Source organism: uncultured Streptococcus sp. (assembly GCF_963521255.1).
Taxonomy (GTDB): domain Bacteria; phylum Bacillota; class Bacilli; order Lactobacillales; family Streptococcaceae; genus Streptococcus.
On the sequence record NZ_CAUQTU010000001.1, the window covers coordinates 74,793 to 96,003 of the forward strand.

Sequence of the window (21,211 nt, forward strand, 5' to 3'; positions counted from 1 at the left end):
TACCTTTCATTTTTCAAAAGATGACTTTTCTGGATAGCGTTCTTCTAATAATTTTTTGAAAAGTATAATATTTCTTTCATCAATATTCATATTATCATTCACACAAAGTAGTTTTCGCTTTTTATTTCCAAAAATTTTCATAATTTGATCAATTTGATTTAACTCAACTGATTCGCCCATATTCTTTGAAATCGGATAAAACTCATTACTTTCAATTTGCCAGTGCTGACAAATATACTGATTCACATCCACCCCATAATTTCTGAATTGATTCCGTGACGTTCTATCCAATACCTCCGACTCGATTTTCCAAAGATGAGCTAAAGTGCTCTTTTTCATTGGAACTGGAAGATGTTGATTTACATACCCCGTAGGGCCCCATGGAAGTAATAAGATATTCTTCAATATTAAAGCACCATATCTATAATTAAAAAATTTCCAAGGAGAAGACTTTAAGGCTTGCTTTTTAGGGAAATGACGATAAATTAATTCAACATTATTATGATAAGTGTTTGTATACGATGACCATGGAACTAAAGCATCGTAAACTGCTAAAAGCTTCGGTTTATTATTTTTGAAGAAATCTGAAGGTTTTACATCTTTTATCAAATACATGTCATCGTTAAAATAAATAAAATTCTCAGATAATCCTTCAATTCTATGAAGATTTAACTCAATAGTCGCTGAATTAAAAGTTGGAAGATAGGATGCTGGAATAAATTCCTTATGTGATATAAATCTCAACTTTGGATGACTAAGATTCAGCCAATCAGGTTTTTGACCATTCGTAACTAAATAAATATTATTGACCCACGGTGCATGTCTCTCAATCATACGAAACCAATACTGAAAAATTCCATATTCTCGATAACGCTGTTCACCATCAGTATCTTCATTTAACAATTCTTTTTGACTACTTATTCTTTGTTTTTCCTTAATAAAGTTAGGATCTTTCCCATCTACCCATAAAACAACAATATCAATTTTATCCTTCATTATCTTTGTTAAACTCTTCCTCTACAACATTTAGGGCACGTTCAATGACCACATGCATGTCGTAGTATTTATAATCGGCCAAACGTCCGCAGAAAATGACCTTATCATTCTGTGCTGCTTCTTCTTGATATTTAGCAAACATAGCATTGTTTCTCTCATCATTGATTGGATAATAAGGTTCATCTCCTCGTTTCCAATCTGCTGGGTATTCACGAGTAATGACCGTTTTATCTTGCGTACCATACTCAAAATGTTTATGCTCAATAATGCGAGTATAAGGAATTTCTCGTTCTGTATAGTTTACAACTGCATTTCCTTGATAATTCTCTTCATCAAGAACTTCATGCTCAAAACGAAGACTACGGTATTCTAACTCGCCATGTTTATAATCAAAATATTGGTCAATCATCCCTGTAAAGACAACTTTTTCAGCAGAAGCTTCTAATTCTTGACGATTGGCAAAAAAGTCAACTCCAAGTTCTACTTCTACATCCTTCAGCATATTTTCGATAATGACATTATAGCCACCGATTGGAATTCCTTGGTAACGATCATTGAAGTAGTTATTATCAAAAGTCAAACGAACTGGTAGACGTTTGATGATAAAGGGTGGAAGGTCAGTCGCAGAACGTCCCCATTGCTTTTCAGTGTAGCCTTTGATCAACTTTTCATAAATATCTGGACCGATCAACTTGATGGCCTGTTCTTCCAAGTTTTTAGGTTCAACGTCCTTCATGTGAGCCGTTTGCTCAGCAATCTTGTCTTTGACCTCTTGAGGAGTTTTTGTCCCCCACATAGCATAGAAAGTATTCATATTGAAAGGTAGATTATAAAGGCTACCCTTGTAATTAGCTACAGGCGAGTTGATATAATTGTTAAATTCAGCAAATTGATTAACATAATCCCAAACTTTCTTATTAGAAGTATGAAAGATATGGGCACCATATTTATGAACATTAACACCTTCTACATTCTCACAATAGATATTCCCACCAATGTGGTCACGCTTATCAATAACTTTTACTTTTTTTCCACGCTTGGTTGCTTCATAAGCAAAAATCGCTCCAGACAAACCAGCGCCAACAATAAGATAATCGTACATATTAAATTTCCTTTATTTTTTAAATAATTGTTGTTTTAACTCATTTAGATTGATTACTTTAAAAATCAAAATCAAACTAACATAAATTATTGCTCCCAGAACAGCATATAGTCCCACATTGATCATCGGTGATACATTTAGGAATTGTTTTACAAGTAGTAAAATACCATACATAAATCCCGATGAAATTATAATTTTGATTAATGAACCTATAATAGGCACTTCTCTCAGATAAGTATGAGTATAGAAAAACTGTATACCCCAAACCAAAGTCTCTGTTAAGACAGAAACAATTGCAGCACCTATATAGCCTAACTTTGGAAGCAAAAGAAGATTTAATCCCACACTAACAATAGCAGGAATTGTTGTTGACAGCATAAATTCTTTATTTTTATTATGAGGAATCAAGATTTGAATCCCCATAATATTGGTCCAACCAATAAAGAACATTCTAAAAATCATAATTGCTATCGCATGACGTACCTCTTGAAAATCTTGACCCAAGAAAAAATTCACAAAATCATCATTTACAATTAACATTCCTGCTATAATAGGAAAAATAACCAAATTATAAATCAGAAATGACATCTCATGCATTTTGTTAACGGCTTTATGATCCCCTGATGATAAAAGATTTGAAACTCGTGGCAACATGACACTACCTAACGAAGTCACTAGTGTTAATAAAATATTAACAAGTCTCAAAGCTTGGTCATAAATACCTACATCTCTTGCTGAAGCAAGAACCCCAAGCATAGTGCTATCTAATGACACATAGAGCGATATAGCAATCTGAGGTAAGAATAATAAGATGACTGGCTTCAAATGACGTTTAGCATACATCAAATCGAAGTGTGGTTTCCCAATAAATTCTTTTGCTGGTAACCACATACTTAATTGTCCCAACAATTCAAAAATGGTAAGCAAGAACACATATAAATATAGGTCGCTAGCTGATTTTATAAATAGAAAAATAGCAATGACACCAACTAGTTTCACTGTAATATTTCTGACAGTAATTTTTCGAAAATCCTCTAAACCTTGAAATAACCATGAAATATCTAAACCTTTAGAAAGTAAACTTAATCCTAAAATATAAGCTACCGGGTTTTGCATTAACGAAAAAGTAAGACAAAGCAAAATATAGAGAGTCAGTGATAATATTGTTGCTCCAAGTTGTAAAGTATAAATTCCCCAAAAATTCTTACGAATTATTGTTCGATTACCAGAGATTTCCTTTGTCCCATAGTTGGCTACTCCTAAAGTAGCTAACAAAACAAAATAGGTAACAATGGAGTTAAAAAAACTATAGGTTCCTAAATCATTTGAAGAAAATACCCTCGTAACGTATGGAGTTGTAATGATAGGTAGTATTATGAGTAATAACTGATAAGAAAGATTATAAGCATAATTTTTTAGAACTTTCATAGTTTTACTTCTCTTTTTTCCTTATTTTGGATACCATACAAATTAGCAAAAATGGTAAACATAAAAATATTGTATCCTGGTCTTATCCAGAAAGCTTCAATCATACAGTTAATTGTAATAAGAGATAACAGGGCTAGAAATAAATATTTTTTTTGCTTATGAATTTTTTTTGAAGCAAACACATAAATCAATACTAGCAATACAACAGGAATTAATCCATAATAAAATAACATTTGGATGTAAGAGGAATCAACATAGTTATAACTGTGAACCGACTCGGTGGTCCCACCGTAGCCAATAAACTTTACTCCAGCTTTACCAAATAAAGGTAAACCATATGTATTCAGTGCATTTTTACCTAAAAACAATCTCATACTAAACAGATTATTTAAATTCACATAGAACGAAGAAGACCATGTGAAAAAGTAGGAAACATAAAACATGAAAGCAGAAAAAATAAGAGCAAAATATGGCATTATACTGTATACTTTGAATTCTCTTTCTTTAGTATAATACATGATTATGAAAATCAAAGTTGCGGCAAGTATAGATAATACATTTAGTCGTGCATCACAAAATTTTAGTATAAAGAATGCTAAAGATAGTCCTACAATCGTTCTGATAAATATGTATTTTTCTCTAAGCAAATAACCCCAAGCAATAAATAGGTAAAAACAGTGAGATGCAAAATCAGTTGGATAGATGAATCCAAATGAATTTCTAACTACTAAACCCGATGAGCGAATTTGAGCAAATTGTAAATTAGGTACTACTCCTAAAATTGAGAGTAGAAAGATTAACAAAACAATTATACCTGATACACCCACATATGTTTTCAAAATCACATCAACATCTGCTTGATATAATAGTATAATCAACAATGAATACAGAAGAAAATTGGTACCACCTGTACGTAAAAATACTATAATACTTGCCAATATCAATAAAATACTCGATATAATATAAAATGCACTAAATTTTTTTATAAATAAAAATCTAAAAATCAATAATAAAACTACACATATTAATAAAATCACGGGAATATTAGGTAGTGTCCTATTTAACATTGTAGTCATAATAGTATCATATCCCGTAACTATAGTTAATACAAAAATCACCAAAAGGTTCTCAAATTTAATTTTTAACATAATATCCTTTTTACTGTTAGTTTTTAAAAAAATTATTTAAAAACAATCTTACGTAAGACTCGATTCATTTTTAATTTTTCAATAAACAATACTGTTCTGAATTTTCTTCTGGCAAGTAACTCTATCGTCAATCTCCTAAGCAATAAAGAAAAGTTCTTATTCTTTATTAAAACACCATAAGAACCAATGATTTGATAAGTTTCTCCTGAAAAAATGTCATCAAATTGTTCATTTTCAATAATGCTTCTTAATAATCTTACCCTATTTTTTTTTGTATCTTCTAAATTAGCAATTTGAAAGGCAGAACTTACAATAATCTTCGTTTTTATCTCTTTCAACAAAGAATAATCTTCTATATGAAATTTTTTCAATAGTTGTTTCAACTCCGCAAGCTCATTTAGTTGAATTTCAATTCTAACTGGGTTAAATACTGTTAAAGCAGAACCACTTCTACCAGCTATATAATTGTATAGACAAGGTTCAATAAATCGGATAGTTTCTAAGTGCTTGTATACTTGAAAATTAAATAAGGTATCTTCCCCAATGGATTTTTTTGGAAACTCAATACCGTGCTCTAAAATGAAATCTTTTTTATAAACTCTTGACCAAACATTATACATCATATCTGTCCGAAAGAAATCTACAAAATTATTAGTAAATTCCTCATAAGTTAACATTCCTATTTTATCATATCTATGTGCGCGACAAGATATTGCGACCATATTTTTTTCTTTTACTTCATTAAAACCAAAGCATAAAACATCCCAATTATCATTTATATATGGAGCAAGCTCTATAAAAAAAGACTCTGTCAAATAGTCATCTGGGTCTACAAAATATAAAAATTTCCCATTTGATAGAGCTATACCAAGGTTCCGAGCTGCTGCAACTCCACTATTTTTAATATGTTTCACCCGAACATTAGAGAAGTGTGATTGGAAATCATCACAAATTCTTCCACTTGCATCAGTCGATCCATCATTAACTAATATAATCTCATAGTCTACTAAAGTATTTTGTTTAAGTATAGAATCCAAACATCTTCTTAGGTAAGCTTCAACATTATAAACAGGTATTATGATACTTAGCGTTACATTGTTCATCGATTTTTCATCCTTATCTTATGAAGTATGAATTCAAAAGTCCATTTTTCTTTCTTAAATTTGTTCTGAATAGTCCTAATTATATGTTCCCAGTAGATTTTATTTTGAGTCATACTTTTAATTTCTTCAACTGATAATTTATCACCATTAACTAAACGATTCGGAACCACATAAAATTGTTTATTTTCTACAACTTCAGGACATTCAATATTCCTTTTTTGAAAATGAATATATAGAGGTTGAGTTATATATATATTTTCTTTTTTTAATTCTATTGACTCGAGCCCTTTTGATTCTGCCCAAAAATAATATCTCTGTACTTTTTGCTCACCATTACATCCAAAAGAAAAACGAGAAATATCTAAATCATGAAAGCAAGTCACTTGTAATTGCTTCATACCAGAATGATCAAAAAGTTTCTGAACGCCCTCCTGTTCGTCAAAAATAAAATTTTGATTACTAGTATAAACATTTTGATAGTCCAGTCTATAACTCATACCAAGGCCCGTTTTAAAAATAGTATTTACCTCTTTTATATTTTTGTATATCTGAAGGTGACCTAAAAGTCCATATCTATCATATTCTTTTGTGAAGAACTCATAATCTTCTAAAAATTGATATATATCTCCTAATAAAATATCCGTATCACAAAAACCCCAATAATCATACCCAATTAGCTCTTCTTCAAAAATTAATCCATAAGCTGGTTTATAGTCACATAGTTTATATGGATTATTCAGCGAAATTTCAAAGTTAAATTTTGATTGAATTTTCTTCTTTAAATCAGAAAAGGTCATTCTATTAAAATGTATATTTCTTGCATTTAGTGAAGAGAACTGCTCTACTGGCTGATCCGTAAAAATTTCAAAATCAATATTCTTATTTCTTCTTGCTGTCATTAAAAAATATGGGAAAAATTTTGGAAATGCGCCAAAATATGGAATAATAATTTTTATTTTTTTCATTTACTTGAATCATCCTTTTTTAATTTTTTCTGTAATTATTAAATAGCTTCGAAACTATTTAATACAATTTGGAATATGATTACCCCCTCTATTCCATTTTCAAAAAATCATCTTAATAAATATTGGAGATTTGTTTGAATATAAACAAAAATTAACTTATTATTTTCAAAGAGGATTTTAGAATTTAGAGATTGTAATTAACCTAAGTAACAACAAAATCTATAGAATATTCCACCTAAACCACCCTCTATATTATTAGATTTTATCTCCACCTTTGTTCAACCAACTAACAACGTCAAAATAGCGATGATAAGTTTTTAAATCAATTCCAACATAACCTTGTTTTTCGGCTGATTTAAAATGAACTAAAGATGGTAAGTCACTATAATTCTTAGAAGAGAAGATAACCTTACTCTTGTATGGAAGCTCTTCGAACTCTTTCATCAATTCATAAGTACAAGCATCATTATCATTGAACTTGAAATACAAATTATCCCAATGAATTCTTTCCAAACGACGGTTCCATTTTTGAGTTGCTTCTTTTTCATCTGCATAATGTAAGAAATGCAATTCGATATCGTCTAAAAGGGCAAGTGGATAAGCATTATCAAAATCTTTAATGTATTTCGATTCCTTAACAAATTTCAAGGGCATATTCCCACTCAAATAGTGTTTTAAATTCTTAAGCATCTTAATGTAATCAGGAGAGAAAACAAACATCCCTACAAATGGAGTTTGATAAGGTAAGCCCAATTCCTGATAGACTTTTCCAGCCCAACAATTATCACAAATGATAGTAAAATTTTTATTCTTAAGTCTTCTTCTAGGAATAAAGTTAATAATTGGATAAACAATTGGTTTTAATTTATTCTTGATTTTTTCAATATTCATCTTAGTATTTCTTATATAACTCTGAGAAATTACGGATATAACTTTGTAATGAGAAGAGATCTTTTTGACGTTTGACCGATGCCTTGCCAAATTGCTCTCTCTTCTCAGTCTTCTCAACTAATTCTTGAATGACCTTCGACAATTCTGCAGGCTGATTTGGAGTGGCTAGGAGACCGTTTGCCCCCTCCTTCACCATTTCACAGACACCGCCATGACGGTAACCCACTACAGGTTTACCACAAGCCATTGATTCGAGAACTACAGTTGGTAGAGGATCTGGATTGGTGCTTGGCAAAACAAAGATATCAAACATATTATAGAGCTCTGTTGTCTGACTATAATAATCGATACGCTTGACTTGTCCGGCTACTGGTGAGTCTGATATTGCCTTTTCCAACTCATCAACACGCCACTCTTCACCTTCAAAAGCACTCCCTGCCAGAAAAGCTACTGCTTTTAGATTAGCCTTTAAGATCGGAGTCACTGCTTCCAAGAAATCGCCTTGACCTTTCCAAGCATTCACGCGACCAACCATTCCGATAACCAAGGCATCCCGTGCGATACCAAACTGGTCACGAACTGCGCTGGCATCCATTTCATGATAGGCACCATTGTCAACACCATTATAGATGACCTGAACTTGGTCATTTTTTACAAAGCGAGACTGCTTGACGTGGTTAGCTACAGCATTTGAAACCGTCACAATCGTATCAGCATAACGTCCCATCAAAAAGTTGATAAAATCTGAGATTGCTTTTGGTTTCACAATAATTTCATGCACATGCCAAATCAAAGGAAGTTTCAATTTACGTTTGAGATAAATCCCCTCAAGTACTGCAGTAGTATTATTGTGAAGGAGGGTAATGCCATTTTCCTTAGCATATTTAGCAATTTGCTTTGAATAACGATTATAAGAGCCAAAATACTCAAGGATTCCCTTAGGATTAAAATACTTACGGCGCAAGATTGGATAATCAATTACTTTTACCTTAGCTCCAACCTTTTCCAATGCACCCACTAAGACGCCATCGTTGGGCAAGATGACATGAGCCTCAAAGGCTTCTTTCTCCAAACCTTTAATAAGCTCCAACAAAACCTTGTCAGCACCATACATTTCGGCACCAGCGTGAAGATATAAAATTTTCTGCATTTCTATCCTTTAAATACTTTCTCGTAGTCTGTGACAATTTTACCCCATGTAAAGGCTTGAGCAATACGCTTGCTTGATTTCTTATTAAAGGCTTCAATAGATTGTTTATCTAAACGTTCAGCCTGATCAATGACACTTGCCAACTGGTCTTTCTTCCAATAAAGAGCACCATCTTCACCGACTTCACGGTTAAAACCAACATCTAGCAACAAATTTAGTTTTGTGGCTGCTAGAGCTTCCAGTAGAGAAGGATTGGTCCCTCCAACCTCATGCCCATGGAAATAGGCAAAGGCATTTTCACGAATGTACTTGAGCAACTCTTGATCATAAACAGTCCCGACAAATTTGACCCTAGGATCTTTGTCAAAACCCGTATCCTGTAACAACTGGTCGTAAAATTTATTCTGCTCCACATTTGTGATGAGGACAAAGTCTTTCTGAGACTTAGATTTGATAAATTCACGAATCATAGCTTCGTAGTTGTTTTCAGGAACGAATCTCCCCACCACTAAATAATAGCCATTTTCGCTAACTCCTTTTTCCTGATACCAATCTCGAACTTTGGCATCTTCTGCTTTCAGACTTGAAGGAGCTGTATCTGTCCCATAGGCAATATAGGTGGTCTCTGGTTGATACTGTTTATAATCCTCTTGGATATATTTTTCGATATTTTTGCTATCACATACCAGTAAATCAGCATGCTTGACCATGAGTTGCTCTGAGAATTTCCAGTACTTACGAACCGGTAGGCTCCACTTTGCTCGCAACCATTCATGGCCATCTGGATTCACAAGCAAACGGCCACCGATATCACGAATCTTTTTCTTAAGTCCAGAAATAAATGGCCCGATGCGACAAGCCAGAATGTAAAAAATGGGAGCTTCGTCCTTGTTTTCCTTAGCCATTTCAATAGCCTTGTTGACTGCTGCAATATCGTAAGCGATGGCGCGAGCTGGTCCGATATTAGGCACATCAACATTGAAACAAATGGCTCCATTATGCTCAAACCGGTCTTCCGTGATACCAGACTTGGCTGAATTTTCACGCATACAAGCAACATAATATTTTATGTTGCTATCTTTTTGATATTCTGTTAATTTTTCAACAAAAGTTTCAAAACCTCCATATTTGGCAGGAATCCCTTTTGAACCAATGATATAAACTGATTTTCTCATATCACTCCTACTTTATTTTATAATAAAACAAAAATTACTTTGCTCCATCTTTCATTACTACAACTTTTATAGTCTTCAATAAAATTTCAATATCTTTCCAAATTGTCCAGCCATCTAAATAAGTAACATCTAACTTCACCACATCATCAAAGTTTTTAATATTACTTCTACCACTAATCTGCCAAAGGCCTGTAATTCCAGGTTTAAAACTGAGACGACGTTTTTGTTCGGGTGTATACTTCATATACTCATCTAAGGTTGGTGGTCTAGTACCAACTAAACTCATATCGCCTTTTAGAACATTCCAAAATTGTGGCAATTCATCTAGACTCGTCTTTCTAATAAAGTACCCTATCTTTGTCACACGTGGATCATTTTCAATCTTAAACATCCCACCCTGCATCTGGTTCTGACTCATCAAGTCCTTCTTGATTTCCTCTGCGTCTACTCTCATAGAACGGAATTTATAAAATTTAAATATACGTCCATTTCTACCAACCCTATCCTGGGCAAAAATAGCAGGCCCTCCATCTTTTTTTATCAAAGGAACAAGAAAAATAGACACTATACCACAAATCACTAGACCAAATAAGGATCCGATTATATCCATCATTCGTTTTAAAGCAACATCACTAGAACGATAAAAGGTTGTTGAAAAATTAACCACACTAGAATTCCCAAAACGTTGAATCTCTTTTTCACTATTGGTCACAAAATCTAAAGCAGCTATATTGACAGCTACTGGTAATCCCATCGTTTCAAATTGAGAAACAAAGTCTGCAATTAAAAAGCTTTCGCTTGGGAGATTAATCACCACTTGGTCTACGACTGATCTCGTAGCATAGGTTACCAGATTATCCAGCTTAACTACTTCTACACCATAAAACTGAAATTGCTCATCATCTACAATACAAATAGCCGAAACATAGCCATACTCATAACTAGAAAGTTGTTTTAGTGCTCTCTCAACTCGTGCACGTGTGGTCACTAGCAAGATACGCTGAGTATATTTTTTTTGAAGTGATAGATATTTCCAAATCTTACGAATCCAAATATTGACAATCATTAGCATAATTGAATTTACAGTCACAATGCATAATAGATCAGCTAATGATAAATATGGTATATTTGGTTCTAAAATAGGAAAAACTATACAGGATAAGAAAATATAAACCAGTATATATTTTAATGTTTGTATACATTCCTCTGCAAGGGTCCGGTATTTGAAATTTTTACTATATGCACCAATGTAGTAAGAAACAGTGTGAACCACCATCAGAAATGCCAGAAGTTCATGACTAGCTAATACAAACGATAACAGATAAATTGGAAACAGTTGTATTATGAGAATCTCTAATTTTCGAATATTTGATACTTCTCTCAAAACTACCTCCTAGGTAACTCTACCTACTTCTTTTTCCCATAATTTCCATAGGAACCATAGGCTCCATAACCACCATAAGCTCCGTATTTTTCAACTTCGGTGTTGAACTTATTTAGAACTACACCTAAAAAAGGAGTTCCTGTTTGTTCTAATTGTTCCTTCGCCTTTAAGACATCACGTCGTTTTGTCTCTCCAGCTGCCGTAACCAAGATAGAAGCGTCACATTTTTGTGTAATGATAGCGGCGTCAATAACCATCCCAATCGGTGCAGTATCCACAATGACATAGTCAAAATACTTACGTAGGGTATCAATCATGGTATGGAAATTTTCACTCTGCAGGAGAGCCGTTGGGTTAGGTGATACCGGTCCTGCCTGAATAACAAATAGGTTATCAATATTGGTATCACAGAGACCATTTGAAAGATCAGTAGTTCCTGCTAAGAAGTCAGTTAAACCAGTAATTTTTTCCCTCGACTTGAAGACACCAGACATAACTGAATTACGGATATCCGCATCAACTAGCAATGTTTTATAGCCTGCACGCGCGAAAGCCCAGGCGATATTAGTTGACGTTGTAGATTTCCCTTCACCAGGTTTGACCGATGAAATAGCAAGAACTTTCAAATTATCACCACTCAATTGAATATTGGTACGCAAAGCATTATAGTGTTCTTCAGCTTTTTTAGCAAAATCTAAACGCTTTTTTGAGATTTCTAATGTTGGCATGTTTTCTCCCTTACTTTAACTTATCCAAATCTGGAACAATTCCTAAAAGTGCAATCTGCATGACTTCTTCGACATCTTCTGGTCGCTTGACACGATCGTCCAATAATTCAAGTAATAAGACCGAAACAACCATTACTGCACCACCTACTAGAAAAGCAAGTACAGTATTACGACGAATATTAGGTGATGAAGGTGTTAAAGCTGGTCGTGCTTCCTCTAGTGTTGTTACATCAGACACACGAGTTACCTTGATGATTTTTTCAGCTGCCACTTCACGAAGAGCATTTGCGATACGACTTGCTTCTTCTGGTTGGACATCTTTTACCACGATTGACACGATACGAGTATCTACAGGTACTGTCACCTGGATTTTCTTAGTTAGTTCTTTAACTGTTTTCTCTAATTTAAGATTTGAAATGACTTTCTCCAGTACATCTTGTGAAAGAATAATTTCCTTATAGTCTTTTACAAGATAGGTACCTGCCTGCAAATCCTGATTCGTCAACCCTGTATTTTCAGATTGATTGCGACTAACAACATAGATTCGTGTTGTACTAGCATATTCCGGTTTCAACACAAAACTACTCAAGCCAAATGCAAGTACAGCTGTCACAACCGCAGTTAGCATGATAACGAGTTTCTTCTTCCAAAGGATTTTAAATAATTGAACAACATCAATTCCGATTTCTTTATTTTCTTTCATGTCAACTCCTAAATAATTTGATCTTCCAAGATAAAGCGAGAATTTTCGATAAACAATTCTCTCGCCTTTCTTTCACCGTATTGTTTTGAGACGATCTCATAAGCTTCTTTCATGTAAGGCGGTCTTTGGTCTAAATTGTGCATATCACTAGCAACAAAATGTACCAAATCACGCTCTAGGAAATAGCGAGCTCGTTTCTTCATAAATTTATATTTATCCCCAAATAACTTTGGTTTTAAAATACTTGAACTATTGATTTGAGTGTAGCAACCCATATCAATCAACTCTTTTACCCGTTTTTCGTTATTTTCTAATTCATGATAACGTTCAATATGGGCAACTACAGGCGTTATCCCAAGCATAAGAACATTGCTCAAGGCAGTATGGATTTCCCTGTAAGGGGTAGTCATACTAAACTCAATGAGAGCATAGCGTGTCCCATTAAGACTTGGAATTACCTGTTTTTCTAACTTCTCAAGCACATCATGGGTATAATAAATTTCTGCTCCATAGAGAATGTTCAAATCTGGAGCCACTTCCTTGGCTAGTTCCTTCACTTCTTTGAAATTTGCCTCTATCGTCTCCTCAGGAGTTTCAAACATTCCTTTTCGTCTATGCGATGTCGATACAATAGTCCGTACCCCTTGCCTATAAGCTTCTGTCAAAAGCGCCTTACTTTCTTGCTTAGATTTTGGACCATCATCCACACCAAATACAATATGCGAATGAATATCAATCATTTTGTCTTATTTCCCTTCCATCACATCATTGATGGCAGCCTTGACTGACTCTAAACTGCTATCACTTATCTCCATCATGTAGAGGTTACTATCAGGCATGGCATAGGATGGTAAGTCCATACGCCCTGTCCCTTTAAGATCTTGTGAATTGATCTTATAAGTTCCACCACTTTCAAGTTGGGCATTAACCAAATTCATCATGGTTTCAAGTGGCATATTGGTTTGAATCGAATCTTGCAGCCCTTTTATAATACTGTCATAATTTTTCAAAGCTTCTGTAGAGGTTAATTTTTGCAGTATGGCAACAATGACCTTTTGCTGGTTACGACCACGATCCCGGTCTCCATCTGCCAGAGAATAGCGCTCACGCACAAAACCAAGAGCTTGCTCCGAATCAAGATGTACATTCCCTATAGGAAAATGAAACTTACCATGTAATGATGTAAAATCCTGATCATTATAAACATCAACTCCACCGAGAAGATCAATCAATTTCAAGAAAGAAGTGAAATTCAAACGAGCATAATAGTTCAGGTCAATACCGTAGAGATTTTCTAGTGTATGAATGGAAGCATCTACCCCATAAATCCCCGCATGGGTCAACTTATCCTTTTGGTTGTTGCCTCCATCTGCAATTGGAACATAGGAATCACGAGGTGTTGTTGTTAAGAGAATCTTTTTAGTTTCGCGATTCACTGTCATAATGATATTGACGTCCGAACGAGAAACTGAACTGATTGGACCGTAAGTATCAATTCCGCTGATATAAACGTTGAAACTGTCACCTTTGACATCTTTTGGAGTTTCAACCGTCTTGGTTAATTCTTTGGTATAGATTTTCTTAATTTTCGAAGCATAGTCAGGATATTCTGATTCGATAATATTTTCAAAGACACTGTTTAGAAGGATTGCCTTTGTATCACCGGCAAGTAAGCTCTTATAGGCCGCAAGATAGGAGCTACTTTCTTCGACTGTCAATTCCTTATTTTGACTCGTCTTAATATCAGCGATTAACTTTTGAATATTCTCATTATCCGTACCTGTTGGCCCCATAACACTAGATAATTGGGCAACATTATTGATATCGCTATCCTTTAAAACGACGACACTGAGAGAATACTCTGAATAATTTGAAGTTGCATTAATATGACTTGTAAATCCTACAAATTGTTGCAGAGCAAATACAGAAACTGAACTCACTAACACAGCAAGTGTTAAAAAGAAAATCGTGAACTTTTCTGCTTTTTTATAAATTATTAATATTGCAGCAATCACAGCCACCATCAAAGCAAAAACTACGACCACTATATTAATGTGCCTGAAAGCAAGTATATTGTACTTAAAGATTAAGAACAATAAAAAACCAACTAACAATAAATAAATAGTCAGCAAAACTATATTAACACTTCGCTTCACTTTCTGTGAACGTGATTTTTTAAAACGTCTACTCATGATTAACACCTATACATTTAATGCTACTATTATATCACTTTTTTACGATAAATTCTACATTTACCGAGTTTATAAACATCTCTTGATATATAAATGGGGTCATATCGACTTTCACTTTCTCACTATAACAAGTAATACTGTTTCCCAAGAGAAGGGACGATGTTTTTATCTTTTTGAGACAATAAAGTCAGTAGATTTTTACAAATTTACTACAATTATTGACTTGAAATAATTTTTTCGATATACTTTCAGTATAATATATAATTTTTTATATAAATATTTTGATAACAGAGAGCACATCAATGAAAAATGAATTTACTGTAAGAATTGAACATTTAAAAATGATACAGACTAACATAGCAAGAATGGCATCAAACTCATTCATCGTGAAAGGATGGGCTATAACATCGATTGGAGCAATGTATGCATACTGGTTAACAAATAAAAATAATTTCCTCTTATGGATAATACTGTGCGCTACAATATTATTTTGGTTCCATGATGCTTATTATTTAATGGTAGAAAGAGCATTTCGAAAATTATATGACAAAATTAGAATGGAAAAAATTTCTAGAAATAGAATCGAAACATTTGAAATGACGCCAATATTTCACGAGAGTATTTTCTGCGTAGCTTTTTCAAGAAAAATAGTATTATTACCGTACGGTCTGATTTCAATAATCACTGTAATAATTCTGATTTGTAATACGAAGTAAGGAGGCAGAAATGGTAGAAAAAAATACCTCTGATTCAGTTAAGTTAAGTCGTACATATTTATTAGAAGAGTACGGAATCCCACTAATGGATGAACTTGAATTTCATCCTGCTATCATTGACTTTACAGACACACTTATCAAAATAATAAAAAAACTTGAGGATAAAATACTAGATATAACGTCGAAAAATACAAAATATAATCCTAGAAATTACTTTCTGACACGTAGCGAACTACTTATCCTTTTATCAATAGATAGAGACTACTCCGTAAATGAATATCAAGATAACGATGTTGCTATAAAAGCAATTATTGACCATGTATTTAATAAAAACAAGGATAGTGTACTAGATATTAGAAGAGTATTTGAAAATATAGTTAGCCAAATCAATCAATATTTAGGAAAAAACTTCGATACTTTGACAAACGAAATTGATGGAAAATATTCAGAAAACTCTATTCCAGAATGGTTATCTAAACTGAATTCTAAATATCAGCCTAAAAACATGCCGAAAGTATTTTTATCGCATGCATATACTGATCAGCTATTCACAATCGCTTTGTTTAAGTGTTTATATGATAACGGTATATATCTATATGTAGATTGGATGCATAACACAAAAATGCAAACACTTAAGTTAAAGGATAGTTTAATTAGAGAATTGAACTCATCTCATCAAATTTTATTTCTTAGAACCTTGAATAGCGAGTTAAAATTGAGAGGAGGGAATAATCAAATAAGACAATGGTGTGCGTGGGAAATTGGCTGTTTTGATTGCATAAATCAATACAATAACAACAATAATAAATTCTATTTTAATGTCTATATAGATAGTACGACTCCTCGAAGTGACATGATTGATGGCTATAAGCCAATGACTGGGATTATGCCATTTGTTGGAATTACATAGAAAAATAAAGAGCATAAAAATGTTATTTCGTATTAATGCGATAACTCTCAAATGTTACATAAATAATCCAAAAAATCTGGGCAAAACTCAATTTCAGGAAAAATGAAGCAAATCTTCTCATAATAGAACGCATAATATCAAGACTTCAACACTTGATACTATGCGTTTTCTAATTTTAAAGACTTTTTGACCAGTCTTTGAAATTCTGTGTATATCTTCTTAGTTGCTCTTTGATTTTCATTGAGCATTAAACAATCAAACTCAATATTGCATTTCATTCACAATTCAACATAACCAGACAACTACCAGCCCGTATAGCAAAAAACAGCCCTATTAAGACAGCTTTATAAAAACCATCCCATAGAACTGCTCATCATTATTTAACATGATTTTCTGCTTCTTTTTGAGTTTTTTCGATTGCTTTTTTGCTTTCTTGCTCCCATTTAGTCTTGGCTTCTTCAAATTGCTTAGTCGTCACAGTGTCTTTTTGCAGTTTCATGTACTTGTAGTTATTGCCATCACCCTTGATACCAACCAATGAATAGCCTCTTGTAAATGGCGTTACTTTGGTTACAGATGCTGTACCACCACTTGACATGGCTGACATAATGAGAGAGTTATCAATCATCCAAGCCTGTGCTTCAGCATATTTTTCATAGCGTTTGGCTACATCTTTATTTTCACTATCTGCATCTTTGAGCATCTTAGTGTAGGTATCAAGCCCCAAGCTAGCAATCTTCGCTTTATCTTCCTTGGCATCTAGACCAAAAATCTTAAGATAGAATCCATCCTCTGCATTGAAAGGATTGAGGTAAGTAGATGGATCCTGATAATCCGCTACCCAACCATCAAAACTTAAATCATAATCTCTTGCATTGGGAGTAGGAGCTAAGAAGGCTACGTTATTATACTCATCTGTAGAGAGTTGTTGAACGTCAATAACAAGATTATCAGCACCTAAAACAGACTCAAGAGTCTGTTTCACAGAATTCATACCAGTCACAGCATTTTTATTTGTCTGATCAACAGCTATATCCAAGTGAATTGGGAAGGTCACACCTTGACTTGCCAAGTCTTTTTTAGCTTCTGCAAATTTTACTTGGGCTTTTTCTTTGTTAAAATAGGCATCCTGAGCATCTGCCAAGTTAATACCTGACCATTCTGTGCCATAGTTGACCAATTTAGAAGCGACTACTTCTCCAAAGGTCTTGTCTCCAACTTGGACAAATGTAGGAGGAACTAGAGTGTTACGAAGGGTCTTGCTAGCCGCTTCTTCCCCATTTGATTGGGCAGAATAGGCTGTGCGGTCCAAGGCAAAGTTCACCGCTTGACGGAAGTTCTTGTTCAAGACAGCGGTCTCAGTTGACTTCTTCTGCTCATCTGTCGTTTTAGATGTATGGTTGTAAGCCTTACGATTGACGTTGAAATTGAAATACCAAGAAGTCTTGTCCTGCAAGCTATAGACGATATTATCCTTATATTTCTCCTTGGTCTTAGCAAAGTTAGAACTATTTGGATAAACCCCAGCGATTGAGTAGGCTCCACTTTCAAAGTTACGGATGGTCAATTCTTGGTCTGAGCCATCAAAATAAGCCAATTTTACGTGTTCAATCGATACTTTGTCATGATCATAGTAATGCGGATTCTTCACATACTCGATCGATGACTTTGATGTGAAATCTTTTAACAAGTAAGGTCCACTGTAAAGAATGCTATCTGGAGATAGGGTTCCAAAATCTTTCCCTTTTGAATTTAAAAACTCTTCGTTTACTGGGAAAAGAATACTGTTGGTTGTTTTTGAATTCCAGTAAGGCTCTGGGCGTGTCAAAGTGTACTCAATAGTCTGGTCATCAATGGCCTTCACCCCAACCTTAGAAAAGTCAGAATCCGCTCCTGTAATATAATCATTCAATCCCTTGATTGAATTTTGAATCAGGTCAATGGCCTGTGATTTATTATCCACTGCATACTTGATACCTGTCACAAAATCTTGTGCCTTAACTGGGGCGTACTCTTCACCGTCAGCTGTGAACCATTTGGCATCTTTTCTCAATTTGTAGGTATAAGTCAGACCGTCGTTCGAAACAGACCAGTCTTCTGCCAAAGATGAAACTAGATTCCCATAATTGTCATTTTCAAGCAAACCATCAACTAGGTTGGTTATAATCGATGTATTATCGGCGTAATAGTCTAATAAATAGTTAAATGTAGTTGGATTTCCACTAAAGGTTGATGAGTAAGTTTTTGTATCTGAACCTGATTGACCGCAAGCAGCTAAAAGCAGAGCAGCCACAAAAGTCAGGCCTGCACTAAGGACACGCTTTTTGGTATTCATCTTCTTTCTCCTTTATGTTAGTTTTTATAACATAAGTTTATTTTACCAAATTAGTGGGGATTTGTAAAGTTAATTGAATTTCTATAATGGAAGTTTATAAACTCTAGGCATTAAAAAAACAAAGGATTTCTGTCTTTCATACAGTCTTCCCTTGTTTTTATGCGATTTATTGATTAAAAATTATTTGTGAAAACAAGCCTAAACTCATTTTACGTGTTTTTCTAAATCCTTTTGATACTGAGCATTCGATTCCAGTTTTTCCTTTTGCCACTTTTTGAAGGCCGCATCATACTCTTTCGTTGTCACAATATCATTTTGAAGTTCCATTCCTTTAAAAATAAACGGATCCCCCTTAATACCGACCTGTGAATAAGCTTTGGTAAATGGAACAGTACGACTAACCATAGGAGAGCCCCCTGAAGAAGCAACTGGAATAAGAAGTGAACTATCAGTAACCCAAGCCTGTGCTTTGGCATACTTTTCGTATCGTTTATCAAGATTACTTATCTCAGAAGCCGCATCATCCAAGAGCTTCTTGTATTCATCCAAGCCAACTTTCGCCATAACTTCAGGATCCTTGCCCTTTGTTATACCTAGATGTTTCAAGGCAGAACCCTTCTTAGCATCTAAAATATTGAGATAGGTTGCTGGATCTTGGTAATCTGGTCCCCAACCTGTTCCGTTCAAATCATAATCTTTTTGGGTTGGAACTTTAGCTTGAGAAGTAATACTTTCCTTCTCATTATCTGTCATTTGAAGAACATCTATAATTACATTCTCCGTTCCAAGCGTTTCTTCAATTGATTGTTTTAGCGAATTGGTTTGTTGAACCGCAACTACATCAGTTTGCTCAACAGGCACATCCAAATGAATCGGGAAACTCACTCCCTTAACTTGCAATTCTGACTTCGCTTTTTCAAATGCAGATTTAGCCTTTGTTGGATTGTAAATTGTATCCTTACCATCTGTGAGAGTCACATCTTTCCACTGTTCTCCATATTTCAGTAGTTCATCCTGAGCCAACTGTCCGAAGGTCTTACCTGCTACTTGAACATAATTATCTGGCACTAGACTATTACGAATAATCTTATCCGCACCCTCTTCACCGTTTAATTGAGCTGTATAGGCGTGGCGATTAAATGCAAAATTAAGAGCCTGACGGAAGTTCTTATTGAGAAGAGCTTCTTTTGTTGATGTTTTTTGTGACTCATCTGTTTTAGCTGTTTTATTGTAAGACTGGCGGTTTACGTTCACAGTGAGGTAGTAGCTTGTTGCCTCTTGTGGACTATAAACAATCTTATCTCCGTACTCTTTCTTAGTTGACTCAAAGTTTGAGCTTGCTGGAAAAAGACGTGCAGTGGTATAGGCACCTTGTGTAAAGCTACGAATTAAGGATTCTTGATCTGAACCATCATAGAATGTCAATTTAACATTATCAATTTTAACATTGTCCTTATCCCAATAGTTAGGATTTTTTTCATATTCAATCACAGATTTAGAAATCAAAGATTTCAAAAAATATGGACCATTGTAAAGAATACTTGATGGGGTTGGCGCTCCGTAATCCTTGCCTGTTGCATTCAAAAATTCTTCATTTACAGGAAGCATGGTTGCTGTGGTTACTTTAGAGTTCCAAAAACTTTCCGGGTTATTAAGGGTATATTCTACCGTATAATCATCAAGAGCCTTCACACCTACAGTTGAGAAATCATTTGTCTCACCACTAACATAGGCCTCTAAACCTTTGATTGATTTTTCAATCAAAGAAAGACCATCTGACTTACCATCTGCTGCATGTTTCAGACCTGTAACAAAATCCTGAGCCTTAACTTCTGCATACTCCTCCCCTTCAGAAGTATACCACTTCACTCCCTTACGAAGTTTGTAAGTGTAAGTCAAACCATCAGCTGAAACAGTCCAATCCTCTGCTAAAGACGGAACAAGATTCCCATATTTATCATTCTCTAAAAGACCATCAACAACATTACCAATCACGTCAGAGGTCGAACTTTTACTCGTAATGCTATAATCCAAGGAAGACGGATCTACTGCATAAACATAAGAAAAACTCCTCGGGGCATCTGCTTTCTTATCACTTTTCCCACAAGCCGTTAAAAGAAGGACTGCACTCATCGTTAATCCTGCTCCTAAAATCCACTTTTTAGATTTCATAACCAAACTCCTTTAGTAATATGTTATTTCCACCATTATACTCTATTTTATTCTAAATGCAAGAGCTTTCGACAGATTTTTTAGAAAATTCTAAAAAATATTTTTAAAAGAGT

At 34.3% G+C, this 21,211-nt stretch carries 17 protein-coding genes; 1 reads left to right on the forward strand and 16 read right to left on the reverse strand.

The window, feature by feature from the left end:
• Nucleotides 1-6: 6 nt before the first annotated feature.
• From RWP09_RS00385 to RWP09_RS00450, 14 genes are all read right to left on the reverse strand, one after another.
• Entirely contained in the window at nt 7-999 is a 993-nt protein-coding gene (locus RWP09_RS00385; protein WP_314433461.1) for a stealth family protein, read from the reverse strand.
• Nucleotides 986-2,098, reverse strand: coding sequence for a UDP-galactopyranose mutase (gene glf / locus RWP09_RS00390; protein ID WP_314432794.1), 1,113 nt, complete (start codon nt 2,096-2,098; stop codon nt 986-988). The genes RWP09_RS00385 and glf overlap by 14 nt, the downstream gene beginning before the upstream one ends.
• Before the next feature lie 12 nt (nt 2,099-2,110).
• On the reverse strand, nt 2,111-3,526 hold the full coding sequence (locus tag RWP09_RS00395; protein ID WP_314432795.1) for an oligosaccharide flippase family protein: 1,416 nt from the start codon (nt 3,524-3,526) through the stop codon (nt 2,111-2,113).
• The gene (locus RWP09_RS00400; protein ID WP_078352566.1) at nt 3,523-4,674 is read right to left on the reverse strand and encodes a polysaccharide polymerase; all 1,152 of its coding nucleotides are present in this window, start codon (nt 4,672-4,674) and stop codon (nt 3,523-3,525) included. Before RWP09_RS00400 ends, RWP09_RS00395 begins: the two co-directional genes overlap by 4 nt.
• A gap of 32 nt (nt 4,675-4,706) precedes the next feature.
• Nucleotides 4,707-5,777: a glycosyltransferase gene (locus RWP09_RS00405; RefSeq protein ID WP_314432796.1), complete on the reverse strand. Its 1,071-nt coding sequence runs from the start codon at nt 5,775-5,777 to the stop codon at nt 4,707-4,709.
• On the reverse strand, nt 5,774-6,742 hold the full coding sequence (locus RWP09_RS00410) for a DUF6625 family protein (RefSeq protein WP_314432797.1): 969 nt from the start codon (nt 6,740-6,742) through the stop codon (nt 5,774-5,776). The genes RWP09_RS00405 and RWP09_RS00410 overlap by 4 nt, the downstream gene beginning before the upstream one ends.
• A 255-nt stretch (nt 6,743-6,997) precedes the next feature.
• Nucleotides 6,998-7,633 carry a DUF1919 domain-containing protein gene (locus RWP09_RS00415; protein WP_314432798.1) on the reverse strand — a complete coding sequence of 212 codons (636 nt, stop codon included), beginning with the start codon at nt 7,631-7,633 and terminating at the stop codon, nt 6,998-7,000.
• A 1-nt stretch (nt 7,634) separates the two neighbouring features.
• Nucleotides 7,635-8,783, reverse strand: coding sequence for a glycosyltransferase family 4 protein (locus RWP09_RS00420; protein ID WP_314432799.1), 1,149 nt, complete (start codon nt 8,781-8,783; stop codon nt 7,635-7,637).
• A 2-nt stretch (nt 8,784-8,785) separates the two neighbouring features.
• Nucleotides 8,786-9,958: a beta 1-4 rhamnosyltransferase Cps2T gene (gene cps2T, locus RWP09_RS00425; RefSeq protein ID WP_314432800.1), complete on the reverse strand. Its 1,173-nt coding sequence runs from the start codon at nt 9,956-9,958 to the stop codon at nt 8,786-8,788.
• A 34-nt stretch (nt 9,959-9,992) separates the two neighbouring features.
• Nucleotides 9,993-11,342 (reverse strand): sugar transferase, encoded by a 1,350-nt coding sequence (locus tag RWP09_RS00430; protein ID WP_314432801.1) that lies wholly within the window; start codon nt 11,340-11,342, stop codon nt 9,993-9,995.
• A 23-nt stretch (nt 11,343-11,365) separates the two neighbouring features.
• Nucleotides 11,366-12,070 (reverse strand): tyrosine-protein kinase, encoded by a 705-nt coding sequence (locus RWP09_RS00435; RefSeq protein WP_261035801.1) that lies wholly within the window; start codon nt 12,068-12,070, stop codon nt 11,366-11,368.
• Between the two features lie 10 nt (nt 12,071-12,080).
• Nucleotides 12,081-12,773, reverse strand: coding sequence for a CspC family polysaccharide chain length determinant protein (locus RWP09_RS00440; RefSeq protein WP_078352573.1), 693 nt, complete (start codon nt 12,771-12,773; stop codon nt 12,081-12,083).
• A gap of 8 nt (nt 12,774-12,781) precedes the next feature.
• Nucleotides 12,782-13,513 (reverse strand): capsular polysaccharide biosynthesis protein Cps4B, encoded by a 732-nt coding sequence (cps4B, locus tag RWP09_RS00445; RefSeq protein WP_078352574.1) that lies wholly within the window; start codon nt 13,511-13,513, stop codon nt 12,782-12,784.
• 6 nt (nt 13,514-13,519) lie between these two features.
• Nucleotides 13,520-14,965, reverse strand: coding sequence for an LCP family protein (locus RWP09_RS00450; RefSeq protein ID WP_314432802.1), 1,446 nt, complete (start codon nt 14,963-14,965; stop codon nt 13,520-13,522).
• A gap of 726 nt (nt 14,966-15,691) precedes the next feature.
• Here RWP09_RS00450 and RWP09_RS00455 point away from each other — a divergent pair.
• Complete coding sequence (locus tag RWP09_RS00455; RefSeq protein ID WP_314432803.1) at nt 15,692-16,591, forward strand: hypothetical protein; 900 nt, start codon at nt 15,692-15,694, stop codon at nt 16,589-16,591.
• Between the two features lie 376 nt (nt 16,592-16,967).
• On the opposite strand, the gene RWP09_RS00460 is transcribed toward RWP09_RS00455, so the two are convergent.
• Together RWP09_RS00460 and RWP09_RS00465 are read right to left on the reverse strand one after the other, a co-directional pair.
• Nucleotides 16,968-18,926, reverse strand: a complete 1,959-nt coding sequence (locus RWP09_RS00460; protein ID WP_314432804.1) for a peptide ABC transporter substrate-binding protein — start codon at nt 18,924-18,926, stop codon at nt 16,968-16,970.
• 204 nt (nt 18,927-19,130) lie between these two features.
• The gene (locus RWP09_RS00465; RefSeq protein WP_314432805.1) at nt 19,131-21,098 is read right to left on the reverse strand and encodes a peptide ABC transporter substrate-binding protein; all 1,968 of its coding nucleotides are present in this window, start codon (nt 21,096-21,098) and stop codon (nt 19,131-19,133) included.
• Between the last annotated feature and the right edge of the window lie 113 nt (nt 21,099-21,211).

Excerpts from the sequence above, each read along its gene's own strand:
- glf (WP_314432794.1), bottom strand. The coding sequence starts at position 2,098 with ATGTACGATTATCTTATTGTTGGCGCTGGTTTGTCTGGAGCGATTTTT.
- RWP09_RS00395 (WP_314432795.1), bottom strand. The coding sequence starts at position 3,526 with ATGAAAGTTCTAAAAAATTATGCTTATAATCTTTCTTATCAGTTATTA.
- RWP09_RS00400 (WP_078352566.1), bottom strand. The coding sequence starts at position 4,674 with ATGTTAAAAATTAAATTTGAGAACCTTTTGGTGATTTTTGTATTAACT.
- RWP09_RS00405 (WP_314432796.1), bottom strand. The coding sequence starts at position 5,777 with ATGAACAATGTAACGCTAAGTATCATAATACCTGTTTATAATGTTGAA.
- RWP09_RS00410 (WP_314432797.1), bottom strand. The coding sequence starts at position 6,742 with ATGAAAAAAATAAAAATTATTATTCCATATTTTGGCGCATTTCCAAAA.
- RWP09_RS00415 (WP_314432798.1), bottom strand. The coding sequence starts at position 7,633 with ATGAATATTGAAAAAATCAAGAATAAATTAAAACCAATTGTTTATCCA.
- RWP09_RS00420 (WP_314432799.1), bottom strand. The coding sequence starts at position 8,783 with ATGCAGAAAATTTTATATCTTCACGCTGGTGCCGAAATGTATGGTGCT.
- cps2T (WP_314432800.1), bottom strand. The coding sequence starts at position 9,958 with ATGAGAAAATCAGTTTATATCATTGGTTCAAAAGGGATTCCTGCCAAA.
- RWP09_RS00435 (WP_261035801.1), bottom strand. The coding sequence starts at position 12,070 with ATGCCAACATTAGAAATCTCAAAAAAGCGTTTAGATTTTGCTAAAAAA.
- RWP09_RS00440 (WP_078352573.1), bottom strand. The coding sequence starts at position 12,773 with ATGAAAGAAAATAAAGAAATCGGAATTGATGTTGTTCAATTATTTAAA.
- cps4B (WP_078352574.1), bottom strand. The coding sequence starts at position 13,513 with ATGATTGATATTCATTCGCATATTGTATTTGGTGTGGATGATGGTCCA.
- RWP09_RS00450 (WP_314432802.1), bottom strand. The coding sequence starts at position 14,965 with ATGAGTAGACGTTTTAAAAAATCACGTTCACAGAAAGTGAAGCGAAGT.
- RWP09_RS00455 (WP_314432803.1), top strand. The coding sequence starts at position 15,692 with ATGGTAGAAAAAAATACCTCTGATTCAGTTAAGTTAAGTCGTACATAT.
- RWP09_RS00460 (WP_314432804.1), bottom strand. The coding sequence starts at position 18,926 with ATGAATACCAAAAAGCGTGTCCTTAGTGCAGGCCTGACTTTTGTGGCT.
- RWP09_RS00465 (WP_314432805.1), bottom strand. The coding sequence starts at position 21,098 with ATGAAATCTAAAAAGTGGATTTTAGGAGCAGGATTAACGATGAGTGCA.